This window comes from Arthrobacter senegalensis, assembly GCF_059091765.1.
Genome location: NZ_JBNHGZ010000004.1, coordinates 194,157 through 216,325, shown reverse-complemented (window position 1 = coordinate 216,325; position 22,169 = coordinate 194,157). Strand labels below are relative to the sequence as shown.

Sequence of the window (22,169 nt, the reverse complement as noted above, 5' to 3'; positions counted from 1 at the left end):
TATTCGAGGCTTGGCCTAGGCGCCGGGATAGTAAAAGGCGTAGTCATCATAGGGGTCGCGCCAGCTGGACTCGTCACGGTGAATGCGCCGGACCTCGCTGCCGGGAACCCAGACGGTACGGGCGGATCCGTGCGCATCCATCCACTTCACCTGCACGCTGGTCCGGTCCCAGGAGATGGCCTTGGCGTCGAACGTCTTCCCCTCATGGCGCACGCGGACATACGGTTCGCGGCCGTAGGGCTCACGAGTGGCCCCGGGCGGGCGGCCTTCGGCGCGGGGGCCGGGTTCGCCGCGATCCCGGGCGTACCTGCGGGCGGTCATGACGTCTACTTTGTTCATGCGGAAAGCCTGCCATCCGGCCCGGACGGTACGGGCGGCAACTGTCTCGATCCGGGGTCGCCGGCGGCTTCAGTAGCCGTAGCCGCCCGATTCCTTGGCATTTTCGGCTGCGGCTTCCCCCTGCACATCCTTGGAATCGGGGCCGGACGTTTCCATCGGCTTCTCGGATTCCGTGCTGTTTTCGTTGCCCGCCCCGGGATCTGCGGGAGCTGTTGCTTCCTCTTCCCCGGAATCGGAATATTCGTTGCCGCTGCTCATCATGGATTCCTCCCGCTAGGGGCGGCGGACCCGGTTTGGCGCAGTCCGCACTGTGCCCGATGCCAATCAGAGTAGGCTGATGCTCAGTATGCTGTCTATGGCGGGATCGAAGCTCGGATGGCTTGCCGGCTGACTGACAGAGATGCTGGAAGCGGTGCGCAGCGGGGCAGCGTCACGGGGGAGGAGTCGGCGGGCATGCGGGATGTTGGCACGGCGGCCGGTCGTGGTCTGGCCTTTGTTTTCTCGGCGCTCAAGAGGCTGCGGCCGGCCCGGCCCATCCATCCGATCGGGCTCCACCTGGAAGGGCGGCTGGAGAGATCGGGGAACTCCCTCGCCAGTGGCATTTCCTGGCTGGACGAAGCGGGGAACAACGACGTCGAGGCCCGGCTGTCGAGGTCAGCGGGCCTGCCGTCGCGGCTCCCCGACATTATCGGGCTCGCGCTGCGGGTCACCGCGGAGGACGGACAGGCCGACATCCTGCTGGCTTCCAGCGGTACCTCCCGGGCCGGCAGGTACCTGCTCCAGCCTCGACGGGACGTTCGTGCTGCGGCGCTGACCACGGTGATGCCCTACCGAGGGGCACACGGCCCGGTCCAGCTCGCAGCCCGCACAATCCGGCCGAACGTGCCGCTTCCGACGGATCCGGCGGGATTCCGACGGGCGCTGGGCAGCGAGGACTGGGTGCTCTCGCTGTCCCACGCGCAGCCGTGGGGCCCGTGGCGCCGGTTTGGTACCCTCACGCTGCGGCTTGCGCAGGGCGGGGGAGACACCGGCCTGCGTTTCGATCCGATCGTGCACCGGCTTCCAAACGCGGATACCTACCGTTGGATCGAGAAGCTGCGCGCGCCGTCCTACGCGGTGTCGCGCCGGTCGCGCCCCCGGGGATAGGGGATAGGCGGACCGGCTTCGGGCGGAACCTCAAACCCCCGGCAGGTCCGCAATCCAGTTCCTCACCATCCGTGCGGCTGTTTCTCCGGCCTCCGCGGGCCACCAATGGCCTGCATCCACTTCAACAATTCTCAGCCGCGGCACCCAGTCCTCCAGCCCCTCCACCAGATGGGGCGAGAGGAACGGGTCCCGCCGCGGGACTATCACCTGCACGGGAACCCGGCAGCGGGCCGACAGGGTTTGGGGCCGGAACCAGTTTGCCCGGTACAGGGCGAGGCCGCGGACACCGTTGTCGCCGATCCTGCGGCCGGAGAAGCGCTCGTACGGACGGGTCAGGAGCGTCCGCCACGCAAGTTCCGGCAGTACCGGCAACTGGAACCCGGCGACGTACAGGCTGCGCACGGCCTGTCCTGCCGCCTGCGGCCAGAGCGCGGGCCTGCGCAGCCTGCGCCCGAACCAGCGGTGAAGGTGGCCCAGGTCCGGTCCCGAAATGCTGGTGAAGCTGAGAATCCGGCCCTCGGCACGAGCATCCTGGGCCGCCGCCCAGCCTTGGATCGATCCCCAGTCGTGTCCCACGAGGTGCACGCCCTCTGCCCCGGAGGCATCGATCACCGCAAAAAGATCGTCCACCAGGACGGGCAGGCGGTAGGCGCCGGGACGGGCGATGGGGGTTCGGGACGCCCCGGCATTGCGGGTGTCATAGGAGATGACGTGGCTGTCGGCGCTCAGGTGGGCGGCGACGGAGTCGAAGACCGAGTGGTCATCCGGGTAGCCGTGGATCAGCAGGACGGCCGGCCTCCCGGGCCCGTGCGGCGGGCCGTACGTACAGACGGCGAGTGTCGCATCGGGGCGCGCCAGCATCCCGTGCCGGTCATCGGCCTCCATCGGGGCCCTCCCTCGCAGCGCCGCGTGTTTCCGTCCGCCCAGCCTACGGCGGCATGGCGACCGCGGCGAGCACGGTGGTCCGCACCGGGAAACAGCAAGAGCAGGGCGGTGCGCATAACACAGCTGTCCACAGGTTGAAACAATTGTCCGGATCGCGGACACATCTGACTAGAATTCATAAGTTATTCATTCGAGCGAAAGCCAACACTTCAATGTCCAAACCAGCATCAGTTACCGCGGGGGCGCCTGCCGCGCCGGTGAACTCCCGCGGCCGCGTCATCGTTGCCAGCCTTGTTGGCACGTCCATCGAGTTTTATGACTTCTACGTCTACGCCACGGCCGCCGTGCTTGTCTTTCCGGCGCTGTTCTTCCCGAATGCCAGCGGAGCCGTCGCTCTGCTGAGTTCGTTCGCGGTGTTCGGCGTGGCCTTCATCGCCCGCCCGTTGGGGTCCATTATTTTCGGACACTTCGGCGACAAGTTCGGCCGCAAGGGAACGCTGGTGGCCTCCTTGCTCACCATGGGCATCGCCACCTTCCTGATCGGCTGCCTGCCCACCGCCCAGGTTGACGGCTGGTCCTTCTGGGCACCCGCCCTGCTGGTGGTCATGCGCTTCGCCCAGGGCTTGGCCCTCGGCGGCGAATGGAGCGGCGCCGCCCTCCTGGCTACCGAGAATGCGCCGGCGAATAAGCGGGCCATCTACGGCACCTTCCCGCAGTTGGGCGCCCCGATCGGCTTCATCATCGCCAATTCGCTGTTCCTGGTGCTGAGCATCAACCTCGCCAACGAAGAGTTCATGGCCTGGGGCTGGCGCATTCCGTTCCTGGCCAGCGCCGTGATGGTGATCATCGGCCTGTGGGTGCGCCTGAAGCTGGTGGAAACCCCCGCCTTCCAGAAGGTCGTGGACAAGGGCGAGGTAACCAAGCTGCCGCTGGGCCGGGTCTTCAAGACCAGCTGGCGCCAGCTGATCCTGGGTACGTTCATCATGCTGGCGACCTACGTGCTGTTCTACCTGATGACCACCTTCACGCTGTCCTACGGCACGGCGGCAACCAACGCCGAGGACGCCGCCGCCGCGGCCGAGGCCGCCGGAAAGCCGTTCGATCCGGACACCTTTGCCGCCGGGCTGGGCTACGCCCGCAACGACTTCCTGCTGATGCTGATCATCGGCGTGGTGTTCTTTGGCATCTTCACCCTGGTGTCCGGCCCCCTGGCAGAAAAGTACGGCCGCAAGAAGACACTGATCGGCGTATCCCTGGGCATCGTGGCATTCGGCTTCCTCTGGGTGCCGCTCTTCGACGGCGGCTTCGCCGGCACCATGGCGCACCTGATCATCGGCTTCACGCTGATGGGCCTGACCTTCGGCCCGATGGGTGCAATCCTGCCCGAACTGTTCCCGACCAACGTGCGCTACACCGGCTCGGCCGTGGCCTACAACTTCTCCTCGATCCTGGGCGCATCGGTGGCTCCGTTCATCGCCGTCGCGCTGTGGCAGGCCGCCGGGGGCAGCACGGTCCTGGTGGGCCTCTACCTCAGTGGCGCCGCCGTCCTGACGCTGGTCGCCCTGCTGCTGACCAAGGAAACCAAGGACATGGACTACGAGAACCAGTCGAGCTGACCACCAGCCGGACGATCAGAAAGACCCGCGGCCGTGGCCGCGGGTCTTTTTGCTTGCCCTGCATGGCGCAGGTGTGCCGCCGCCATGCAGGGCAAGCAAAAGGTTGCAGGCAAGCAAAAGGCCCGCCCTCCCCGGAGGGGCGGCGGGCCAGATGCCACTAAAAGGAGCAGTTTAATCGGCCAAGATTAAGCGGTTGTGCTCCTCCTCTTCGTGATGAAGCCCCAGATCACCAGCACGATCAGGGCGCCAATAATGGCCCAGATCCACGATTCGAGGCTGAAGAATTCGTTCATATCGGCGCCCATCACAGCACCGCCGATCCATCCGCCCAGGAGGGCACCGATGACACCGAGGACGAGCGTCGCAATCCAGCCACCGCCCTGCCGTCCGGGAAGGATCAGCTTGGCAATGGCGCCTGCAATAAGTCCAAGTAAGAGGAATGCTAGGAAGTTCATGAGGTGCATCTCCTTTGTTAGGTGCTACGTCAATTCTCCCGGTCAGGCCGGGTTCTGCTCCTTGGTAGGCATCACGCTACCGCATGGACAGCGTGCTTAGTAAGTTCCCGCGCCCACTTGGTACCTAAAACGTGACATGACTACAACCAGTGATACAGTCCGGCCTTAAAAATGTGCGCCCTAATCCGCAATGGTAGCCAGCACGGCGCCGGCTGACACGGTGTCCCCGGGCTTGGCGGCCAGCCCCAGGATGGTCCCGGACTTGTGCGCGGTGAGCGGCTGCTCCATCTTCATCGCCTCCAGTACGACGACGAGATCGCCTTCCGCAACCGTGTCGCCTTCGGCGACGGCGACCTTCACGATGGTCCCCTGCATCGGGGAGGCCAGCCCGTCGCCGCCGGTCGCGGCGCCGGCTGCGGAACCGGAACGACCCCGTCCGGCGCGCTTGGGCTTGCCGTTGGACTTGGCGGGCGTGCCGGTACCGCCGCCCAGGCCCGCCGGGAGCACGACCTCCAGCCGCTTGCCCCCGACCTCGACGGTCACCCGCTGGCGTTCGCCGTCGTCGTCGGATCCCGCGGCCGGGACGGACTGGAACGCCGGGATGTCGTTGACGAACTCGGTTTCGATCCAGCGGGTATGGATGCTGAACGGCCCTTCCACGGGGGCGAAGGCCGGGTCGGCCACCACGGCGCGGTGGAACGGCAGCACGGTGGGCATGCCGCCGATTTCCATCTCGTCCAACGCGCGGCGGGCGCGCTCCAAGGCCTGGGCGCGCGTGCTGCCGGTGACAATCAGCTTGGCCAGCATGGAGTCGAAGTTGCCGCCGATGACTTCGCCGGCTTCGATGCCCGAATCCACGCGGACGCCGGGACCGGTGGGCAGACGCAGGGTCTCCACCGTCCCGGGCGCCGGCATGAAGTTGCGGCCGGCATCCTCGCCGTTGATGCGGAACTCGAACGAGTGCCCGCGCACGTCGGGGTCGTCATAACCGAGTTCTTCGCCGCGGGCAAGGCGGAACTGTTCGCGGACCAGATCAATGCCGGTGACTTCCTCAGACACGGGATGCTCCACCTGCAGGCGGGTGTTGACCTCGAGGAAGGAAATGGTCCCGTCCTGGCCGACGAGGAATTCGCAGGTTCCGGCGCCCTGGTACCTGGCTTCGCGCATGATCGCCTTGGACGCCGTGTACAGGCGCTCGTTCTGCTCGGGGGACAGGAACGGGGCCGGCGCCTCCTCCACGAGTTTCTGGTTGCGGCGCTGCAGCGAACAATCGCGGGTCGAAATGACCACCACGTTGCCGTGCGCGTCGGCCAGGCACTGGGTTTCCACGTGCCGCGGCGAGTCCAGGAAACGCTCCACGAAGCATTCGCCCCGCCCGAACGCCGCCGTGGCCTCGCGCACCGCCGACTCGTAGGACTCGGCGATGGCCTCGCGGTCACGGACCACCTTGATGCCGCGGCCGCCGCCGCCGTAGGCCGCCTTGATGGCCAGCGGCAGGCCGTGCGCGTCGGCGAAGTCCAGGACTTCCTGCACGCTGCCCACCGGATCGGGCGTGCCGGGCACCAGGGGGGCGCCGACCCGTTCGGCAATGTGCCGGGCCTGGACCTTGTCGCCCAGTTGGGAAATGGCGTCGGGGGAGGGGCCGATCCAGGTCAGCCCAGCGTCGACGACCCGTTGCGCAAACTCTGCGTTCTCGGACAGGAAACCGTAGCCGGGGTGGACGGCGTCGGCACCGGCGGCCTCGGCCACCTGCAGGAGCCTGTCCATCATCAGGTACGACTCGGCGGCGGTGCTCCCGCCGAGTGCGTAGGCTTCGTCCGCCAGACGGACGTGCAGGGCATCCCGGTCCGGGTCGGCGTAGACGGCGACCGAGGCAATGCCTTCGTCCCGTGCGGCGCGGACTATGCGAACGGCAATTTCACCACGGTTGGCGATCAGTACCTTGGTGATGCGCTGGGTCATTCAAAGCTCCTTCTATCCTTGAGGAGCCTAGCCTGCTTTTGCGGGATTCGCTCATGAACCATGCCGTTTCTGCGTGTGAGAGGGCGGTTCTTTGTAGGGGTCCTACAAAGCGGCCTGCGCTCAGCTCCAGAGGTCGGTGATCTGAACGCCGGCGCTGGACAGCAGCCGGCGCAGGGTGGATACCGAGAGGCCGACGACGGCATGCGGGTCCCCGTCCACCCGCTCGATGAAGGCGCCACCCAGCGAGTCGATGGTGAACGAACCGGCAACGTGCAGCGGTTCGCCGCTGGCCACGTAGGCGTCGATTTCGGTGTCGGTGAGCTGGGCGAAATGCACCGCGGCGGAGGCGACCGCGCCTACGGTGGCACCCGATCCGGCACCGGAAATTTCCTGCCCGCCGGCTTCGAAGGCGGTGGGGCGGCAGTCCACCAGCCAATGACCGGTGTGCAGCACCCCGTGCCGCCCGCTCATCCGATGCAGGCGTTCCCGGGCGACGTCCGGCTCATGCGGCTTGCCGTACGGCGCGCCGTCGAGTTCGAACACGGAGTCGCAGCCAAGCACCAAGGCGCCTTCGGCCGCGGGGAGCGCCGCAACAGCCTCGGCCTTGGCCCTTGCCAACAACAGCGCCGTGTCGTGCGGGTCGGTGATGCCGTAGCCCGCCGTGACCGCGTCCTCGTCAACATCCGAGACCAGGACCTCGTGCGCGATGCCGGCTTCGGTCAGGAGCTTGGTGCGGGCGGGGGAGGCTGAGGCGAGTATCAGGCGAAGATCGGTCATCCGACCAAGCTTATCCGGCGCCGCAAAGCGAACCCTGCTTAGGGTGTTTCCGCGCCGTGACCTGAGCGTAAAGAAGCGCCGCGGTTGGCCCCTGGACCGGTTGCCTGACCGTACGATTTCGGCGGGAGCTTCTCCCGCCGGAGAGTACGCCCCGTTAAGGGCCGAAGGGACCCGGCACAGATGAGGGCCGGTGCACCGTTGGGGGATGCATCGGCCCTCCTGTTTGTCCGCGCCTTGTCCGACGCCCGGCCGGAACCAGCCCGGGTCAGCCGGTGGCGGGCACCGGGTCCTCGCCCAGCAGCGCGCGCCGCAGGGTGTCCAGCCCGACCGAGCCGATATTCAGCGCCTGGCTGTGGAAGGCCTTGATGTCGAACGCGTCGCCCTCGCGCAGGCGTCGCTCGTCGCGGATTTCCTCCCAGAGCTTTTGGCCCAGCTTGTAGGCCGGCGCCTGTCCCGGCCAGCCCAGGTAGCGGGCGAATTCAAAGTCCAGCTGGCCCTTGCTGATGGCAATGTTCTTGCGCAGGAACTCGTAGCCCTTCTCCGGTGTCCAGGCACCCGAGCCCCAGCGCTCCGGGATCTCCAGCTCCAAATGGACGCCGATGTCGAACACCACGCGCGCGGCCCGCATGCGCTGCGCATCCAGCATGCCCATCCGGTCGCCCGGATCGGCCAGGTAGCCCAAATCATCCATCAGGCGTTCGGCATACAGTGCCCAGCCTTCGCCGTGGCCGGAAACCCAGCAGATGTTCCGTCGCCAGTTGTTCAGCAGCTCGCGCCGGTAGGTGGCCGTCGCGATTTGGAGGTGGTGGCCCGGAACGCCTTCGTGGTAGACCGTGGTGGTTTCCTTCCACGTGGTAAAGCTGTCTTCGCCTTCGGGCACCGACCACCACATGCGGCCCGGCCGGGCGAAGTCGTCGCTGGGGCCGGTGTAGTAGATGCCTCCCTCATGCGTCGGGGCAATCATGCACTCCAGCCGGCGCATCGGTTCGTAGATCTCGAAGTGGCCGGCGAGCTCCTCAACGGCCTTGTCCGAGAGACGCTGCATCCACGCCTGCAGCTCGTCGGTGCCGTGCAGCTGCCGCTGGGGATCCGCATCCAGCAGAGCCATCGCTTCTTCGATGCTGGCCCCGGGCCGGATCTGCTCCGCCACGGCTTCCTGCTCCGCGATGATGCGGTCCAATTCCGCCACCCCCCAGGCATAGGTGGCTTCCAGGTCGACCGCAGAGCCCAGGAAACGGCGCGACATCAGGGCATAGCGTTCGCGCCCGACGGCGTCCTTCTCCGGTGCTGCCGGCAGCAGCTCGGCCTCGAGGAACGAGGCCAGCCGGCCGTAGGCGGTCGCCGCGGCGCCGGCGGCTTCGGCCAGCCGGTCGCGCAGGTCCTGGGACAGCTCGCCCTCTTCCGGGGCAGCCTGCCCCGCCAACGTGCGGAAGAAGCCGTCCTCGGCCGCGTACGCACGGGTCTGCTCGATCACGATCCGCACCTGCCGTTTGGCGGCGACCAGCCCGCGGTCCTTGGCCTCGCGCAGCGATGTCACGTAGCCGGCAATCGCGTCCGGAACGTGCGCCATGCGGCCGGCGATGTTGTTCCAGTCCTCGATGGTGTTGGTGGGCATCAAGTCGAAGATGGCGCGGATGTCCTGCGCCGGCGAGGCGATGTTGTTCAGGTCCGCCAGGTCCCAGCCGGTCTCGTGGATTTCGAGCTCAAGGCCCAGCCGCTCGTGCATCGCATCGAGGGTGACGCGGTCCACGTCGTCGGTCGGTTCCAGGTCCTCCAGCCGCCGGAGTGCCTCCCGGGTGGCCTCGGCGAAGGCCTCGGCGCCGGCAGGGGAGTAGTCCGGGTACTCGGTTTCATGGCCGGGGATGCCCAGGGAGGTTGCCAGCGAAGGATCCAACTCCAGCAGCTCCGCCGTGTAGGCGTCTGCGACGGCATCGATGGCGGACGGGATGCGCCAGGTTTCCGGGCTCTTGGTCAGTTCAGATGTCTGCTCAGTCACAGGGAGAGCCTACCGGCAACCCGCAGACCCGGCCACGCCAGCGCGCCTGTCCGCCGTCCGGCATCGGGCGGCCGGCCCGGCGGCAATCGTCACGGAATTGTAGTGTGTCGCCTCTGGCCCTGAGGTCCTGCCGCCCCATAGGTTGGGGGGTCAATGGTGAGGAGGGCAAAGTGCGCATGAGGACGACGGCGGCGCTGGCGGCACTGGGGGTGGCGCCCGCCATGATGCTCGGCGCCTGCGCGGCGCCTCCGGAACTGCTGGCCGCGGACGGAGTGGCCCGGGCGGACGTGGCAGCGGGGGAGTATCCGGCCGAGGTCGAAGCGCTGCGGCGTTCGGCCTACAAGCTGGGAGCAGCCATGCTCGCGGCGGCGCCGGAGAAGAACCAGGTCACCAGTCCGGTGAGCCTGCTCTACGCCGTCGCCATGCTCCGCGCGGGCGCCGGCAGCACCACGGCCCGCGAGATGGATGCCGTGGTGGGGCTGCCGGACGCGCATCTCGAAGCCGCCATGAACGGGCTGTCGGCGGAGTGGGAAGGTTTCGACGGCGATCCCAACTCGGTCGACGAGGAGGAGCCACCGGCCCGGCCGCTGCTGCACCGGGCCAACGGCGTCTTCGTGGACGAAGGGACGCCCACCGGCGAAGACTACCTGCACACCCTGGCCCGGCATTACGGCTCCGGCGTCTACCCGGTGGACTATTCCGATCCAGCGACCAAACAGGCCATGGATGCATGGGTGGACCACCACACCGGCGGCCGCATCACCGAGGCGCCCGGCACCTTCGACCCGGGGAACACGCTGACCTTGCTCAACGCGGTCTACTTCGCGGCCGCCTGGGACCAACCGTTCGACCCGTCGGTCACGGAGGACGGCGCTTTCACCACGGCTTCCGGCGAGCCGGTCGAGGTACCCATGATGGGCAATCTGGTGCAGGCCTGGTACGCCCGCGGGAACGGCTGGCAAGGCCTGGACCTTCCCTATGCCGACGGGTTCGTCATGCGGCTCATCCTGCCGGACGGCGGCACGCCGGTCATGGACCAGGCCGGACTGGTGGAGGTGGCGACGGTGATGGATGGGGCCGACGAGGCCATGGTCGTTCTCGAGCTGCCCCGCTGGAACCACACCCACCGGCAGGACCTGTTGCCGATCCTGCGCGGGCTCGGACTCGCCGAAACCTTCGGCCCGGATCCAGATTTGGAGGCCATCCAGCCGGACGCCTCGGTGACCGGCGCGGCCCAGCAGGCCAACATCACCGTCGGCGAAAAGGGAACCATCGCCGCCGCCGTGACCGAACTGGATGTGCTGTCCGGTTCGTTGCCGCCGCAGCCCGAGATCGAGCTTTCGTTCGACCGGCCCTTCCTCTACCAGATCATCCACCTGCCCACAGGTTTTCCGCTTTTCCTCGGCACGGTCCTGGATCCGCGCTGAGCGCCCGGAAACCCGTACCGCGCCCGTCCCCGCAGTGAAGCGGCAGCAGTACCAAGCCGGCCGGGAGTCCGTGACCCCCGGGCCGCGGCGGCATTACCGCAGGGCTGCCTCCCGGGGAGTTGGCTACCGGAAGGTGTGCCGCCAAGCGCCGGGGCCGTGCGAGACGAACGGGCGCAGCAGCGGCCGGCGGTTTCGCCGGGGCTTGCTCTGCGGCGGGCCGGACACCCCGGATGACTGCAGGGCGGCGACAACGGCGGTCAGCGCGGCTAGTTCCTCGGCATTGGGATTGCCCTTGGCCACGGTCAGCAGCGGATGCGGCCCCATGGCGTCATCGGCCTGCGGCACCGCGGCGGTGCCCGAAGACTGTGTTGTATTCATGTCTGACCACCGGCTCATAGCGGAATGTTCCCGTGTTTCTTGTGCGGCATCGTCGCCCGCTTGTCGCGCAGCGCCCGCAGGCCGCGCACCACTTGAAGGCGGGTGTCGGACGGTGCGATCACGGCGTCGACATAACCGAGTTCGGCAGCCTGGTACGGGTTGAGCAGCTCTTCCTCGTACTGTGAGATGATCTCCTGCCGGCGGGCCTCGACGTCGCCGCCTTCGGCAGCCACTGCGGCCAGGTCGCGGCGGTAGAGGATGTTGACCGCGCCCTGGGCGCCCATCACGCCGATTTGGGCGGTGGGCCAGGCGAGGTTCAGGTCGGCACCGAGCTTCTTGGAGCCCATCACAATGTAGGCACCCCCGTAGGCCTTGCGGGTGATGACCGTAAGCTTCGGCACCGTGGCCTCGGCGTAGGCATAGAGCAGTTTGGCCCCGCGGCGGATGATGCCGTTGAACTCCTGGTCCTTGCCAGGCAGGAAGCCGGGCACGTCCACCAGCGTGAGGATGGGAATATTGAAGGCGTCGCAGTGACGGACAAAGCGGGCGGCCTTTTCGGAGGCGTTGATGTCCAGCGTGCCTGCGAACTGCATGGGCTGATTGGCCACGACGCCGACGGTGTGCCCCTCGACGCGGCCGTAGCCGATGATCACGTTCGGCGCATACAGCGACTGCATTTCCAGGAAGTTGCCGTCGTCGACGACGTGCTCGATCACCGTCCGCATGTCGTACGGCTGGTTGGCCGAATCCGGAATCAGTTCGTCCAGGGTCAGGTCGTCGGCGGTGAGGTCGAGTTCCTCCTCAAAGTCCAGCGGCGGAGCCTCGGCCAGGTTGTTCGAGGGGAGGAACTCGAGCAGCTCACGGACGAATTCGACGGCGTCGGATTCATCGGCGGCCAGGTACGTGGCGGTGCCCGTCGTGGCGTTGTGCTGGCGCGCCCCGCCCAGCGTTTCCATGTCCACTTCTTCGCCGGTGACCGTCTTGATGACGTCCGGTCCGGTGATGAACATGTGGCTGGTCTTGTCCACCATCACCACGAAGTCCGTCAGGGCGGGGGAGTAGGCGGCCCCACCGGCGCACGGGCCCATGATCAGCGAGATCTGCGGCACCACGCCGGAGGCGGCAACGTTGTTGCGGAAGATGTCAGCGAACATCGCCAGCGACGCCACGCCCTCCTGGATCCGGGCGCCGCCGCCGTCGTTAATGCCGATGACGGGGCATCCGTTGCGCAGGGCGAATTCCTGCACCTTCACGATCTTCTCTCCGTTGACCTGGGAGAGCGAGCCGCCGTAGACGGAGAAGTCCTGGCTGTACAGCGCCACCAGCCGCCCATCGACGGTGCCGTAACCGGAGACGACGCCGTCGCCGAGCGGCTTCTTTTTCTCCATGCCGAAGGCGGTCGACCGGTGCGTGGCAAAGGCATCGAACTCGACGAAAGATCCTTCGTCCACCAGCATTTCGATCCGTTCCCGCGCGGTGTTCTTGCCGCGGGCATGTTGCTTCTCGATCGCCTCGGCGCCGGAAGGCTGCAGGGACTGCGCCTGGCGGCGGCGGAAGTCCGCAATCTTGCCTGCAGTGGTCTGCAGATCAAGGTCTTGATCGAGGCTCATGAATTCTCCGGATTCTGCCGAGGGTGTCGGATGCGGCGCTCTGCAGGCTGCTTAAGTAGGTTTCGCACAAAACAGCAGGGCGCAGGCGCGCCGCTGAACCAAGTCTAGTGAGCATGGGCTTCAGGCCACGTGTAGGAACCCTACAATTTCGCCGCAAGTGCTTTTGCCCGGGGAACCCCGCGGATCGCGGCCTGCCGGCAGCCCCCGTGCGGTCGGCGGTCAGTAGGATGGGACACATGAGCCCGAGTTTTTCCGACGTTGACCGACCGGCCCTGGATTTCGACGGCCTCAGCGACGCTCTCTGCGCACCCCTGGGCCCGTACCGGAGGCTCGAACTGGTGGAATCCACCGGCTCCACCAACAGCGACCTGGCGGCCAAGGCGGTCGCGGACAAGGTGGGATGGTCGGACCTGAGCGTCCTGGCCGCCGAGATGCAAACCGCAGGCCGCGGCCGGCTGGACCGGCAATGGAGCGCTCCGGCCCGCTCGTCGGTGATCGTGAGCATCCTGCTGCGCCCCTTCAATCACGCCGGCCGGCCCGTGCCGACCCAAAGCTACGCCTGGTTCTCACTGCTGGCCGCCGCCTCGCTGGCGGAGGCGCTCGGCGAGTACGCGCAGCTGAAGGCCGAGGTCAAATGGCCCAACGACGTCCTGGTCTCCGGCCGCAAGATCGCCGGCATCCTAGCCCAAATCGTGAGCTACCCCGACGGCTCGCCCCCCGCCGTCGTCCTCGGCACCGGGCTCAACGTGACCCTCTCCAGGGATGAGCTGCCGGTTCCCACCGCCACCAGCGTCGCGCTGGAAAAGGGCCGGACGACCGACCGGAACATCCTGCTGATGTCCTATCTGCGGGTCTTCTCGCAGCGCTACCGGCAGTTCTGTGATGTCAGCGGCGACCCGGCGGCCGAATGGGACGACGGATCCAGCCTGATCGGCCGCATGCGGGACGTGATGGTCACCCTGGGACAGCAGGTGCGCGCCGAGCTTCCGGACGGGAAACACATCATCGGCGAGGCCTTCGGCCTGGACGCTTACGGTGCCGTGAAAATCCGCGACGCGGAAGGCACAGAGCACGTCGTGACGGCCGGCGACGTGGTGCACCTCCGGCCGCACGAAGGCCCCTGAGTTGCTCTGGAGGCCCTGCGGGAACCGGGAGCCGCGTTGCGGCTGAAACTGGATCCGGGGGAGCGCGTGATCGTGGCGACACGGCCGCAGGCACGGAAGCTTTCCTGGCCGGTGGCGGCGGCGCTGCTGGTGCTGGGGGCCGGCTCCTACCTGCTGGGCAACCTCAGCCGTCCCGGCCCCCCGGACTGGGTGGTCGAGTCGCGCCCCTTGCTGCTCGCCGGACTGGCCGTGATGGTGGCGGCGCTGCTGTCGCGACTGTTCCTCCTGCCGCTGCTGCGCTGGATGAGCACGCGCTATGTGCTGACCAGCCGGCGGCTCATCATCCGCCAGGGCGTCGGGCGGCGGCATGAACGCCAGCTGCTGCTGGTGGCCATCGCCGAAGTCCGCAGCGAGCAAACCATCATCCAGCGCACCCTGCGCAGCGGCAATCTCACAGTCGACCTGGGGCACGGACGGACCAGCACGCTGGTTGACGTACCGGAGGTCCACCGGTTCAGATCGTTGGTGGTGGAGGCCATTGAGGAGCTGCCACGCACCGCCATGTTTGATGGTGTAGACATGGAAACGGAAACAGAGTGGAACAGCTGGGACAGCTGACAGGGAGGAAAGCACAGGATGGACATCAGCAGCGGGCAGGATGAACCGCGCCGGCCACCGGTTCCGCGCGATCCCGAGCTGCCCCATCTGCTGCGCCGCGAAGTGCCGCCGCCGCCCGCGGACGAACCGGACGAAGGGCTGGAGGAAACCCGCCCGGAGGACCCCGAACCTGTGCTGGAGCCCGAGCCGGCACCGGAAGGGCACCAGGCCCCCGGCGACCACCGGACGGGGGAGCCCGAGCCGCTGACCTTGTCCATGCCCCGGGTGCCGCTGCCCACCCCCGCGCCGGTCGCCGAGTCCAACGGAAAGGTGGACCGGCAGGCCATCAAGGATCTCGAGATCCGGCTGTTGGGTTCCGAACGGACCATGAAGCGCCGTGAAGTGGCTGCCGGGGCAGGAGTGTCGCTGCTGTCGGCCCGCAAGATCTGGCGTGCCCTGGGGTTCGCCAACCTCGGGGACGAAGACCTCGCCTTCACCCAGGCCGACCTGGAGGCCTTGACCACCATCATCGACCTGGTCCGCGAGGAGCGGCTGACCGAAGAAGCGGCGATTTCGATCACCCGGTCGGTCGGCCAGATGACGGACCGCATGGTGGTCTGGCAGGTGGAGGCTTTGGTGGAGGAGATGGTGCACCAGCGGGGGCTCACTGATGCCCAGGCCCGCCAGCGGCTGGTCCATGAGCTGCCGAACCTGATCGATTCCCTGGAAAAGCTGTTGCTCTACTCCTACCGGCGACAGCTCAACGCCGGGGTTGCCCGGCTGACCGTCCGGTCCGAGGCCGCCCTCCGAGCCGGAGCCGGGGCAGGTGGCGACGCCGATTCGCTGCCCCTGCTGCGGGCCGTGGGTTTCGCGGACCTGGTGTCCTACACAAGCCTGTCCCGCCAGATGAACGAGAAGACCCTCGCCCAGCTGGTCCAGCGCTTCGAAAACCGCTGTGCCGAGATCATCTCCGTGGGCGGCGGGCGCCTGGTGAAGACGATCGGCGACGAAGTCCTCTACATCGCGCCCTCCCCGCAGGCCGGGGCCGAAATTTCGCTGGCCCTGGCGAAGGCCATAGGCGACGATGACCTGCTGCCCTCGGCGCGGGTGGCCATGGTGTGGGGCAGGGTCCTTTCCCGGCTCGGCGACATCTACGGCCCCACGGTCAATCTCGCCGCCCGCCTGACCACGCTCGCGGAGCCCGGCACCGTCCTGGTCGATGCGTCCACCGCGTCTACGCTCGCCGGGGATGAGAGATTCGTGTTGATCCCGCAGAAGGTGCGCACCGTCCGTGGATTCGGCGAGGTCAACCCGGTCACCGTTGCCCACGGCACCGGCCAAGGGCTGGTTGTCGACTAGGTCCACGCTCACCGGACGGTACCGCATCGAGGCCCTCGACGCCCGGGCACAGCACCGCCGCCGACGCCCGGGCAGGGCATCGCCGTCGTCGTTCCCGGGCGAATGGCCGGCAGGGGAATCCTCCCCATGCCTTCGGGTTTACGCTCAGTGGTTATACGTGCAATAGTCGATAAGGGCCCTTGGCGCACCAAGGGCCGTCTTTGGGTGCCTTATCGGCGTGTTCCTCCGGAATTCCCCGGGGCGCCGACGGGGAATCGGCGCGGGATCACAAAGGAATCAGGGCATTGCGGGGAAGAATGTTCGGGCGGACGCGGCGGCGCAAGACGCTCGCATCGACGACGACCTTCTCTGTGGCGACGGCGCTGGTGGTCGGCGGGGCCATCTACTACCAAGGGTTCCCCACTGCCGACGTGGATTTGAACGACGGCGGGGTGTGGGTCACCAACAACAGCCAGGGGATGGTCGGCCACCTCAACTATCAGTCCCAGGTGCTCGACGGCGGCTTCAGGGCCAACAGTGACGGCTTCGATGTCCTGCAGAACGCCGGCACGGTGTTCATGGAAAACCAGGACCAGTCGATGCTCAGCCCGGTGGACGTGGCGCAGATGGAGCGCGGGTCCGAACAGCAGTTGCCCGGCACCGCCGACGTGGCTTTCGGCAACACGCTGCTGTCCATCACCGACACGGCCAAGGGTCAGGTCTGGATTAGCCCGGCAGACGAGTTGGGGTCGTTCAATGAGGAAACGGCCGAGCCGCTGCTCACCGACGCCAAGGGCAGCGTGGCCACGGTCTCGAGGCAGGACACCATCTTCGTTGCCGATCCGGCTGCCGGCGAGGTCGCCCGCTTCGAAGTCAACGACGAAGGCGTGCCCGAACGCACCGGCGGGCACCGGGTGGAGTCGCTGGCCACAGCCGGGGATCTGCAGATAGCCGCGGTGGGGGAAGAAGCGGTGGTCTTCGATACCGACTCGGGCCTGCTGGTTCTCCCCGGCGGCCGCGAGGTCACCGTGCCGGACGCCAGGGGCGGCGCGCTGCAGCTCAGCGGAGACGAAAGCCCGTTCGTGGCGGTGGCAACCGAGTCGGCCCTGATCAAGCAGCCGCTGAATGGATCCGACGCAGCCATCGTGCCGCTGGAAGGCACCGGAACACCGGCCGCACCGGTCCAGCTCGCCGGATGCCTGCACGCGGCCTGGGCCGGCGTCAACCACTACCTGCGGGACTGCAGCGACGACGCCGATGATCTCGCGCAGCCGATCCTGGGAATCGGTGCGAACGCGTCGCTGGTCTTCCGGGTGAACCGGGACATCGTGGTCCTCAACGACGTGAACGCCGGAAACGTCTGGCTGGTGCTCGAAAACATGCAGCTGGTGGACAACTGGAGCGACCTGATCCCGCCGGAGCAGGAGAACGAAGAGGACGAAGAGGACTCGGCGGACGAGAACCCGGTCAACACCCTGCCCGACCGCACCGAGGAAAACCAGCCGCCGGTCGCCCAGGACGACACCTTCGGCGTGCGTGCCGGCCGCACCACCACGCTGACCATCCTGGACAATGACTCCGACCCCGACGGCGATGTGCTCACCGCCCGCGTGATCGGCGACGGCCCGGTCGTCGGCGAGGTGCAGGGCATCTACGACAGCACCGGACTGCAGATCGTGGTCAACGGCGACGCGGCACCCGGCCGGCACACCTTCAATTACGAGGTGGACGACGGCCGGGGCGGCACGGACACGGCGCGGGTAGCGATTGACGTGCGCGCCGAGGGCAGCAACCTGGCGCCGGAAGCGAAGCGGAAGACCACCATCCTGGTGGAACAGGGCCGGGAGATCAGCCAGAACATCCTCAGTGACTGGATCGACCCGGACGGGGACGACCTGTTCCTGGTCGGCGCCGACAACACCGCCGACGGCGACCTGGTGCGGACCCGGCCGGACGGGCTGCTGACCTTCCAGGACGTCGGGAAGACGTTCGGCAAGAAGGACGTCACGGTGCGGGTGTCCGATGGTTCCGAAACCACCGAGGACGTGGTGGTGTTCGACGTCCGCCCGCCCGGCGCGCTGCCGCCCTTGGCCAACGCCGACCACTTTTCCGCGACCGTGGGCCAGGAAATTCAGATCGCGCCGCTGAAAAACGACCAGGACCCCAACGGCGGGGAACTCCGGCTGGCCAAGACCGGTTCCGCGGCTAACACCTCGATCGTGCCCGACTACGACGCCGGCACGGTTAAGTTCACGGCCGATGCCGCCGGCGCGCACTACTTCACCTACCTCGTCACCAACGGGCCCTCCAGCACCACCGGCCTGATCCGCATCGATGCGACCGAGGACGACGGCGGCGGCGCGCCGGTGGCCGTGCGCGACGTTGCGCTGCTGCCGGAGAACGGGCAGGTGCTGGTGGATGTGCTGGCCAATGACACCGACCCCGCCGGCGGGGTCCTGGTCGTGACCTCGGTAGACGCCGACGGTGCGCCCGTCGCCGTCGAGGTGCTGGACCACAACATCCTGCGCCTCTCCGACGTGAAGGGGCTGCACCAGCAGACCACCATCCGGTACACCGTGTCGAACGGCTTCGCCTCGGCCACGGGCGAGGTCAGCGTGATCTCCGTGGCCGGCCAGGACAAGCTGCTGCCGCCGCAGGCCGAGGCCGACACCGCCACCGTGCGGGCCGGCGACGTCGTGACCGTGGAGGTGCTGGCCAACGACACCGATCCGAACGGCGACACGCTGGAGCTGGTGGAAGAGCTCGCGGAGACCCCGGACCCTGCCGACGGCCGCATCTTCACTGCCGAGAACACCGTGCGCTTTATCGCCGGGCAGCAGGCCAAAACGGTCTACGCGGTCTACGAGGTGACTGACCCCACGGGACAGAGGGATTCGGCCCAGCTGAGGATCAACATCCTCCCGCGCGACGACGAATCCAACTCCCAGCCCGCCCCCAAGAACCAGGAGGCCCGCGCCATCGCGGGGTCGACCGTCCGGATTCCCATCCCGCTGAACGGCATCGATCCCGACGGCGACTCGGTCTACCTGACGGGCATCGGCAAGGCTCCCGCCCAGGGCGCGGCCGTCGCCGGGCCCAACTACATCGACTACACGGCATCGGCGCAGGGCGCGGGAACCGACACCTTCACCTACCAGGTCAAGGACCGGCTGGGCGCCGTTAACACGGCCACGGTCCTGGTCGGCATCGCCCCCGCGCCGGAGAGCAACCAGAACCCGGTGGCACTCGACGACGGGATCGAGATCCGGCCGGGCAGGACGGTGGCCGTCGACGTGCTCACAAACGATTCGGACCCGGACGGTGACCCGCTCCAGCTGGCCCCCGACAAAATCGTCGGCACGCCCGAGTCGATCGCGGCCAAGGCCGAAGACGGCCGCGTCTATCTGACCACCCCGGCTCAGGAGGGCACGGTCAACGCCCGGTACACCGTGGGCGACGGCCGCGGCGGCTCCGCCGTCGGGACCGTGACGGTCCAGGTGAGCGGGGACGCCCCGCTGCAGGCGCCGCTGGCCCGTGACGATCGGGTGGAATCGGCCGACATCAAGGGGCGCACCGCCGTCGACGTGCCGGTGCTGGAGAACGACGAGGACCCGGACGGCGTGGCCAAGGAGCTGGACGTCCTGGTCGATGGTGGCTACCCGACCGCCCGGGCGGTCGCCGACGGCCAGGTCAACGTGGAGCTGACCGACGCCGTCCAGCTGATTCCCTACACAGTCCGGGACGTGGACGGGCTGCAGGCCACCGCGGTCATCTGGGTTCCGCCGCTTGGCGAGCAGTATCCGGTGCTGCGCGACAACACCCCGCAGGACGTGACGGCCGGCGAGGAACTGCGGCTGGACCTGACCGAACTGGTGGAAGTCCGGCCCGGCCGCACCCCTCGGATCACGGAGGCGGAGAACATCCGCGCGATCGGCACCAGCGACGACGAATGGATGGCCGACGCGAGCACGCTCAGCTACAAGGCGGACCTCGACTACGCCGGCCCCGGCTCCATCACGTTCGAGGTGACCGACGGATCGGGCCCCGACGACCCCGAGGGGCTCAAGTCCACGCTGACCATCATGACCAAAGTGATTCCGGCCGCCGACCGGAACTTCCCGCCGGAGCTGACCACCGGCACGCTGGAGGTGGCCAAGGGCGAAGACGCCGTCAGCTACGACCTGCGCCCGCTGGCCAGCGACCCGAACCCCGAGGACCTGGAGAAGCTGCAGTTCGCCGTCGAAGGCGGGACGCCGGAAGGATTCGACGTCAGCCTGGAGGGCAGCGTGCTGCGGGTGGCGGCGGATGCCGCGCTCCAGACCGGAGCCACCGGCGTGGTCAACTTCTCCGTGACCGACGGGCGCTCCGACAAGGTGACCAGCCGGGTGGGTGTGCGGGCGACCGCCTCCACCCGCCCGCTGCCGGTCGCCAACGACGACGAGGTGCCCGACGCCGTGCAGGGCGAAGCGCTGCCGGTAGACGTGCTCGCCAACGACGTGAACCCGTTCCCGGAAACCCCGCTGACGATCGTCAGCGCCGTGGCCGGCAACGGGGGCACCGCGGAGATCGACGGGGAGCGGATCATCGTGACGCCCGGCGCCGACTTCTCCGGCACCATGACCGTCGAATACACGGTGGAGGACAAGACCCGCGAGGGGAGCCGGCAGGCGACGGCGAACGTCTCGCTCGTGGTCAAGGGCCGACCGGAGACGCCCGGCACGCCGCTGGTTGACTCGGTCCGCAACCAGAGCGTGGTGCTGTCCTGGACGGCGCCCAGTGACAACGGCGCGCCGATCACCGGCTACACGGTGAACGGGGTCGGCGGGGGCTTCAGCCAGCAGTGCGCGACCACTACCTGCACCCTGACCGGCCTGCAGAACGACGTCGAATACACCTTCACCGTGACGGCGGAGAACAGCGTGGGCACGTCCGACCCGTCCGCGGAGTCAGCGGTGGCGCGGCCGGACGTCCGGCCGGCGACCCCCGCCGCCCCGCAGCTGAAGTTCGGCGACAAGTCACTGGACGTCAGCTGGACCGCCCCGGCCAACGAAGGCTCGGCCATCGAAAGCTACACCCTGGAAATTTCTCCGGCCCCGCCGAGCGGCCAGCTGCAGAAGAACGGCCTGACCGGCACCAGCTACAGGTGGGAGGGGCTGGAGAACGGCCAAGCTTACGAGGTCCGGGTGCAGGCGCACAACCGCGCCCCGGAACCGAGCGACTTCAGCGCCTACTCCGCCGCAGAGGTGCCGGCCGGTCCGCCCGCCGCTCCCACCGCTCCTGCCACCGAACGGGTGAAATCCGTGGGTGACCAGAGCCAGCTGAAGGTGAGCTGGGCCGCGCCGGCCAACAACGGCGGCGAGATTCTCGACTACACCGTGCGCGAATACCAGGGCGGCGCGCTGACCCGGACCTTCCCCGCGGTGAGCGCCACCTCGCAGACGGTGACGGCGCCCAACTCGGAGACCGCCTACACGTACACCGTCACGGCCCGGAACAAGGCCGGGTCGGGCGAGGCCAGCCCGCAGTCCAACCCGCGGCGGGCGGTCGGGGCGCCGGAGGCCCCGACCGGAGCCTCGCTGAGCGAAGCAGATACCGGCGGTGCCGGACGTGCGGTGACGGTGTCCTTCAACGAACTGACCGCCGCGCAGCGCAACGGCGCCCAGGCCGGCGAAGTCAGCTACCGTGCCCATTTCAGCGACAACCGGACCATGGCCATTACAAACGGCCAGAAGGTGGGAGGCTTCACCAACGGCAAGGCCGTCAACGTGCGCATCACCTCCGTGGGCAACAGCGACGGCGCGAGCTACTCGAGCGCGCCGAGCGCCGCGTCCGACAACGCGACGCCGTATGGGGCTCCCGGCGCGGCGACCGCTTCCGCCACGGGGCAAAGCGGCGAGACCAACAGTCCGCAGGTCACCGTTTACTGGGGGCCGCCGAACACCGCCGACCATGACGTTGCGAAGCTACTGATCAACGTTGGAAGCAAGGGGTGGGAAAACGTTTCGGTGGGGTCTGGCAGCCGGACAGTGAACGTTGGTCACAACACCACGGTGGACATCAAGGTCAAAACGGTCAATTCCAAGGGTACTGAGGGTGTTATCGCATCAGCCTCTGCAAAGAGCGGCAGTAGACCCAAGCCGAAGGACACCTGGAACTTGCGTGTGGGGGGAGCAGGTACGAAGTTGCCCGACGGGTGGCGCACGTGCATGGATTCCCGAACCGGACCCAGTAACTACAACCGAGCGGCATCATCGTGTAAGGACAACCACTGGGCAAACGAGCATGGGACCAACCCAACACTCGTGTCGAATTGTTGGTGGGATCGACACGGTACCTACTGGTACCGGCAGCTCTCGGGGCCCAACCCCTATGCGAATAACGACGGCCTTTTCGTCAAGGGCACGGACGTCACATATGACGGGACGAACCATCTAGGTAGCTTGAGTCCCCTAGACAGACCTCCGGGTCAAGGGCCACCGGCAGGGATGCCGGAATGCAGCTAAAGAGCGCAGTACCGCCATGCACGTAGCTCGGGCGGTC

The 22,169-nt window shown here is 67.6% G+C and carries 16 protein-coding genes; 7 read left to right on the top strand and 9 right to left on the bottom strand.

Annotated features, from left to right (window positions below):
- Window positions 1–15: 15 nt before the first annotated feature.
- A complete protein-coding gene (locus AC5RVG_RS13910) occupies window positions 16–339 on the bottom strand; it encodes a hypothetical protein (RefSeq protein ID WP_494014279.1) in 324 nt (107 codons plus the stop codon).
- A gap of 69 nt (window positions 340–408) precedes the next feature.
- A complete protein-coding gene (locus AC5RVG_RS13905; RefSeq protein ID WP_494001337.1) occupies window positions 409–597 on the bottom strand; it encodes a hypothetical protein in 189 nt (62 codons plus the stop codon).
- A gap of 195 nt (window positions 598–792) precedes the next feature.
- On the opposite strand from AC5RVG_RS13905, the gene AC5RVG_RS13900 reads away from it, so the two are divergent.
- A complete protein-coding gene (locus tag AC5RVG_RS13900) occupies window positions 793–1,485 on the top strand; it encodes a hypothetical protein (protein WP_494014278.1) in 693 nt (230 codons plus the stop codon).
- Between the two features lie 30 nt (window positions 1,486–1,515).
- On the opposite strand, the gene AC5RVG_RS13895 is transcribed toward AC5RVG_RS13900, so the two are convergent.
- On the bottom strand, window positions 1,516–2,370 hold the full coding sequence (locus tag AC5RVG_RS13895; protein ID WP_494014277.1) for an alpha/beta fold hydrolase: 855 nt from the start codon (window positions 2,368–2,370) through the stop codon (window positions 1,516–1,518).
- A gap of 212 nt (window positions 2,371–2,582) precedes the next feature.
- On the opposite strand from AC5RVG_RS13895, the gene AC5RVG_RS13890 reads away from it, so the two are divergent.
- Window positions 2,583–3,986, top strand: a complete 1,404-nt coding sequence (locus AC5RVG_RS13890; protein ID WP_494014276.1) for an MFS transporter — start codon at window positions 2,583–2,585, stop codon at window positions 3,984–3,986.
- Window positions 3,987–4,171: 185 nt separating this feature from the next.
- On the opposite strand, the gene AC5RVG_RS13885 is transcribed toward AC5RVG_RS13890, so the two are convergent.
- From AC5RVG_RS13885 to AC5RVG_RS13870, 4 genes are all read right to left on the bottom strand, one after another.
- Complete coding sequence (locus AC5RVG_RS13885) at window positions 4,172–4,441, bottom strand: GlsB/YeaQ/YmgE family stress response membrane protein (protein ID WP_493977616.1); 270 nt, start codon at window positions 4,439–4,441, stop codon at window positions 4,172–4,174.
- A 180-nt stretch (window positions 4,442–4,621) separates the two neighbouring features.
- The gene (locus tag AC5RVG_RS13880) at window positions 4,622–6,403 is read right to left on the bottom strand and encodes an acetyl/propionyl/methylcrotonyl-CoA carboxylase subunit alpha (protein WP_494014275.1); all 1,782 of its coding nucleotides are present in this window, start codon (window positions 6,401–6,403) and stop codon (window positions 4,622–4,624) included.
- 120 nt (window positions 6,404–6,523) lie between these two features.
- A complete protein-coding gene (locus AC5RVG_RS13875; protein ID WP_494014274.1) occupies window positions 6,524–7,180 on the bottom strand; it encodes a Maf family protein in 657 nt (218 codons plus the stop codon).
- A gap of 265 nt (window positions 7,181–7,445) precedes the next feature.
- Window positions 7,446–9,176 carry a DUF885 domain-containing protein gene (locus AC5RVG_RS13870; protein WP_494014273.1) on the bottom strand — a complete coding sequence of 577 codons (1,731 nt, stop codon included), beginning with the start codon at window positions 9,174–9,176 and terminating at the stop codon, window positions 7,446–7,448.
- A 176-nt stretch (window positions 9,177–9,352) separates the two neighbouring features.
- Between AC5RVG_RS13870 and AC5RVG_RS13865 the strand changes: the two genes are divergently transcribed.
- Entirely contained in the window at window positions 9,353–10,603 is a 1,251-nt protein-coding gene (locus tag AC5RVG_RS13865; RefSeq protein WP_494014387.1) for a serpin family protein, read from the top strand.
- A 123-nt stretch (window positions 10,604–10,726) separates the two neighbouring features.
- Here the strand turns inward: AC5RVG_RS13865 and AC5RVG_RS13860 are convergent, their stop codons facing one another.
- Together AC5RVG_RS13860 and AC5RVG_RS13855 are read right to left on the bottom strand one after the other, a co-directional pair.
- A complete protein-coding gene (locus tag AC5RVG_RS13860) occupies window positions 10,727–10,981 on the bottom strand; it encodes an acyl-CoA carboxylase epsilon subunit (protein ID WP_494014272.1) in 255 nt (84 codons plus the stop codon).
- 14 nt (window positions 10,982–10,995) lie between these two features.
- A complete protein-coding gene (locus tag AC5RVG_RS13855) occupies window positions 10,996–12,591 on the bottom strand; it encodes an acyl-CoA carboxylase subunit beta (RefSeq protein WP_494002528.1) in 1,596 nt (531 codons plus the stop codon).
- A gap of 236 nt (window positions 12,592–12,827) precedes the next feature.
- Between AC5RVG_RS13855 and AC5RVG_RS13850 the strand changes: the two genes are divergently transcribed.
- The 4 genes from AC5RVG_RS13850 to AC5RVG_RS13835 all read left to right on the top strand — a co-directional run bounded on the left by AC5RVG_RS13850 (window position 12,828) and on the right by AC5RVG_RS13835 (window position 22,132).
- Complete coding sequence (locus AC5RVG_RS13850; RefSeq protein WP_494014271.1) at window positions 12,828–13,715, top strand: biotin--[acetyl-CoA-carboxylase] ligase; 888 nt, start codon at window positions 12,828–12,830, stop codon at window positions 13,713–13,715.
- A 36-nt stretch (window positions 13,716–13,751) separates the two neighbouring features.
- Window positions 13,752–14,312 (top strand): PH domain-containing protein, encoded by a 561-nt coding sequence (locus tag AC5RVG_RS13845; protein WP_494014270.1) that lies wholly within the window; start codon window positions 13,752–13,754, stop codon window positions 14,310–14,312.
- A gap of 255 nt (window positions 14,313–14,567) precedes the next feature.
- On the top strand, window positions 14,568–15,650 hold the full coding sequence (locus tag AC5RVG_RS13840; protein WP_494002542.1) for an adenylate/guanylate cyclase domain-containing protein: 1,083 nt from the start codon (window positions 14,568–14,570) through the stop codon (window positions 15,648–15,650).
- A gap of 296 nt (window positions 15,651–15,946) precedes the next feature.
- On the top strand, window positions 15,947–22,132 hold the full coding sequence (locus AC5RVG_RS13835; protein WP_494014269.1) for an Ig-like domain-containing protein: 6,186 nt from the start codon (window positions 15,947–15,949) through the stop codon (window positions 22,130–22,132).
- Window positions 22,133–22,169 lie beyond the last annotated feature (37 nt).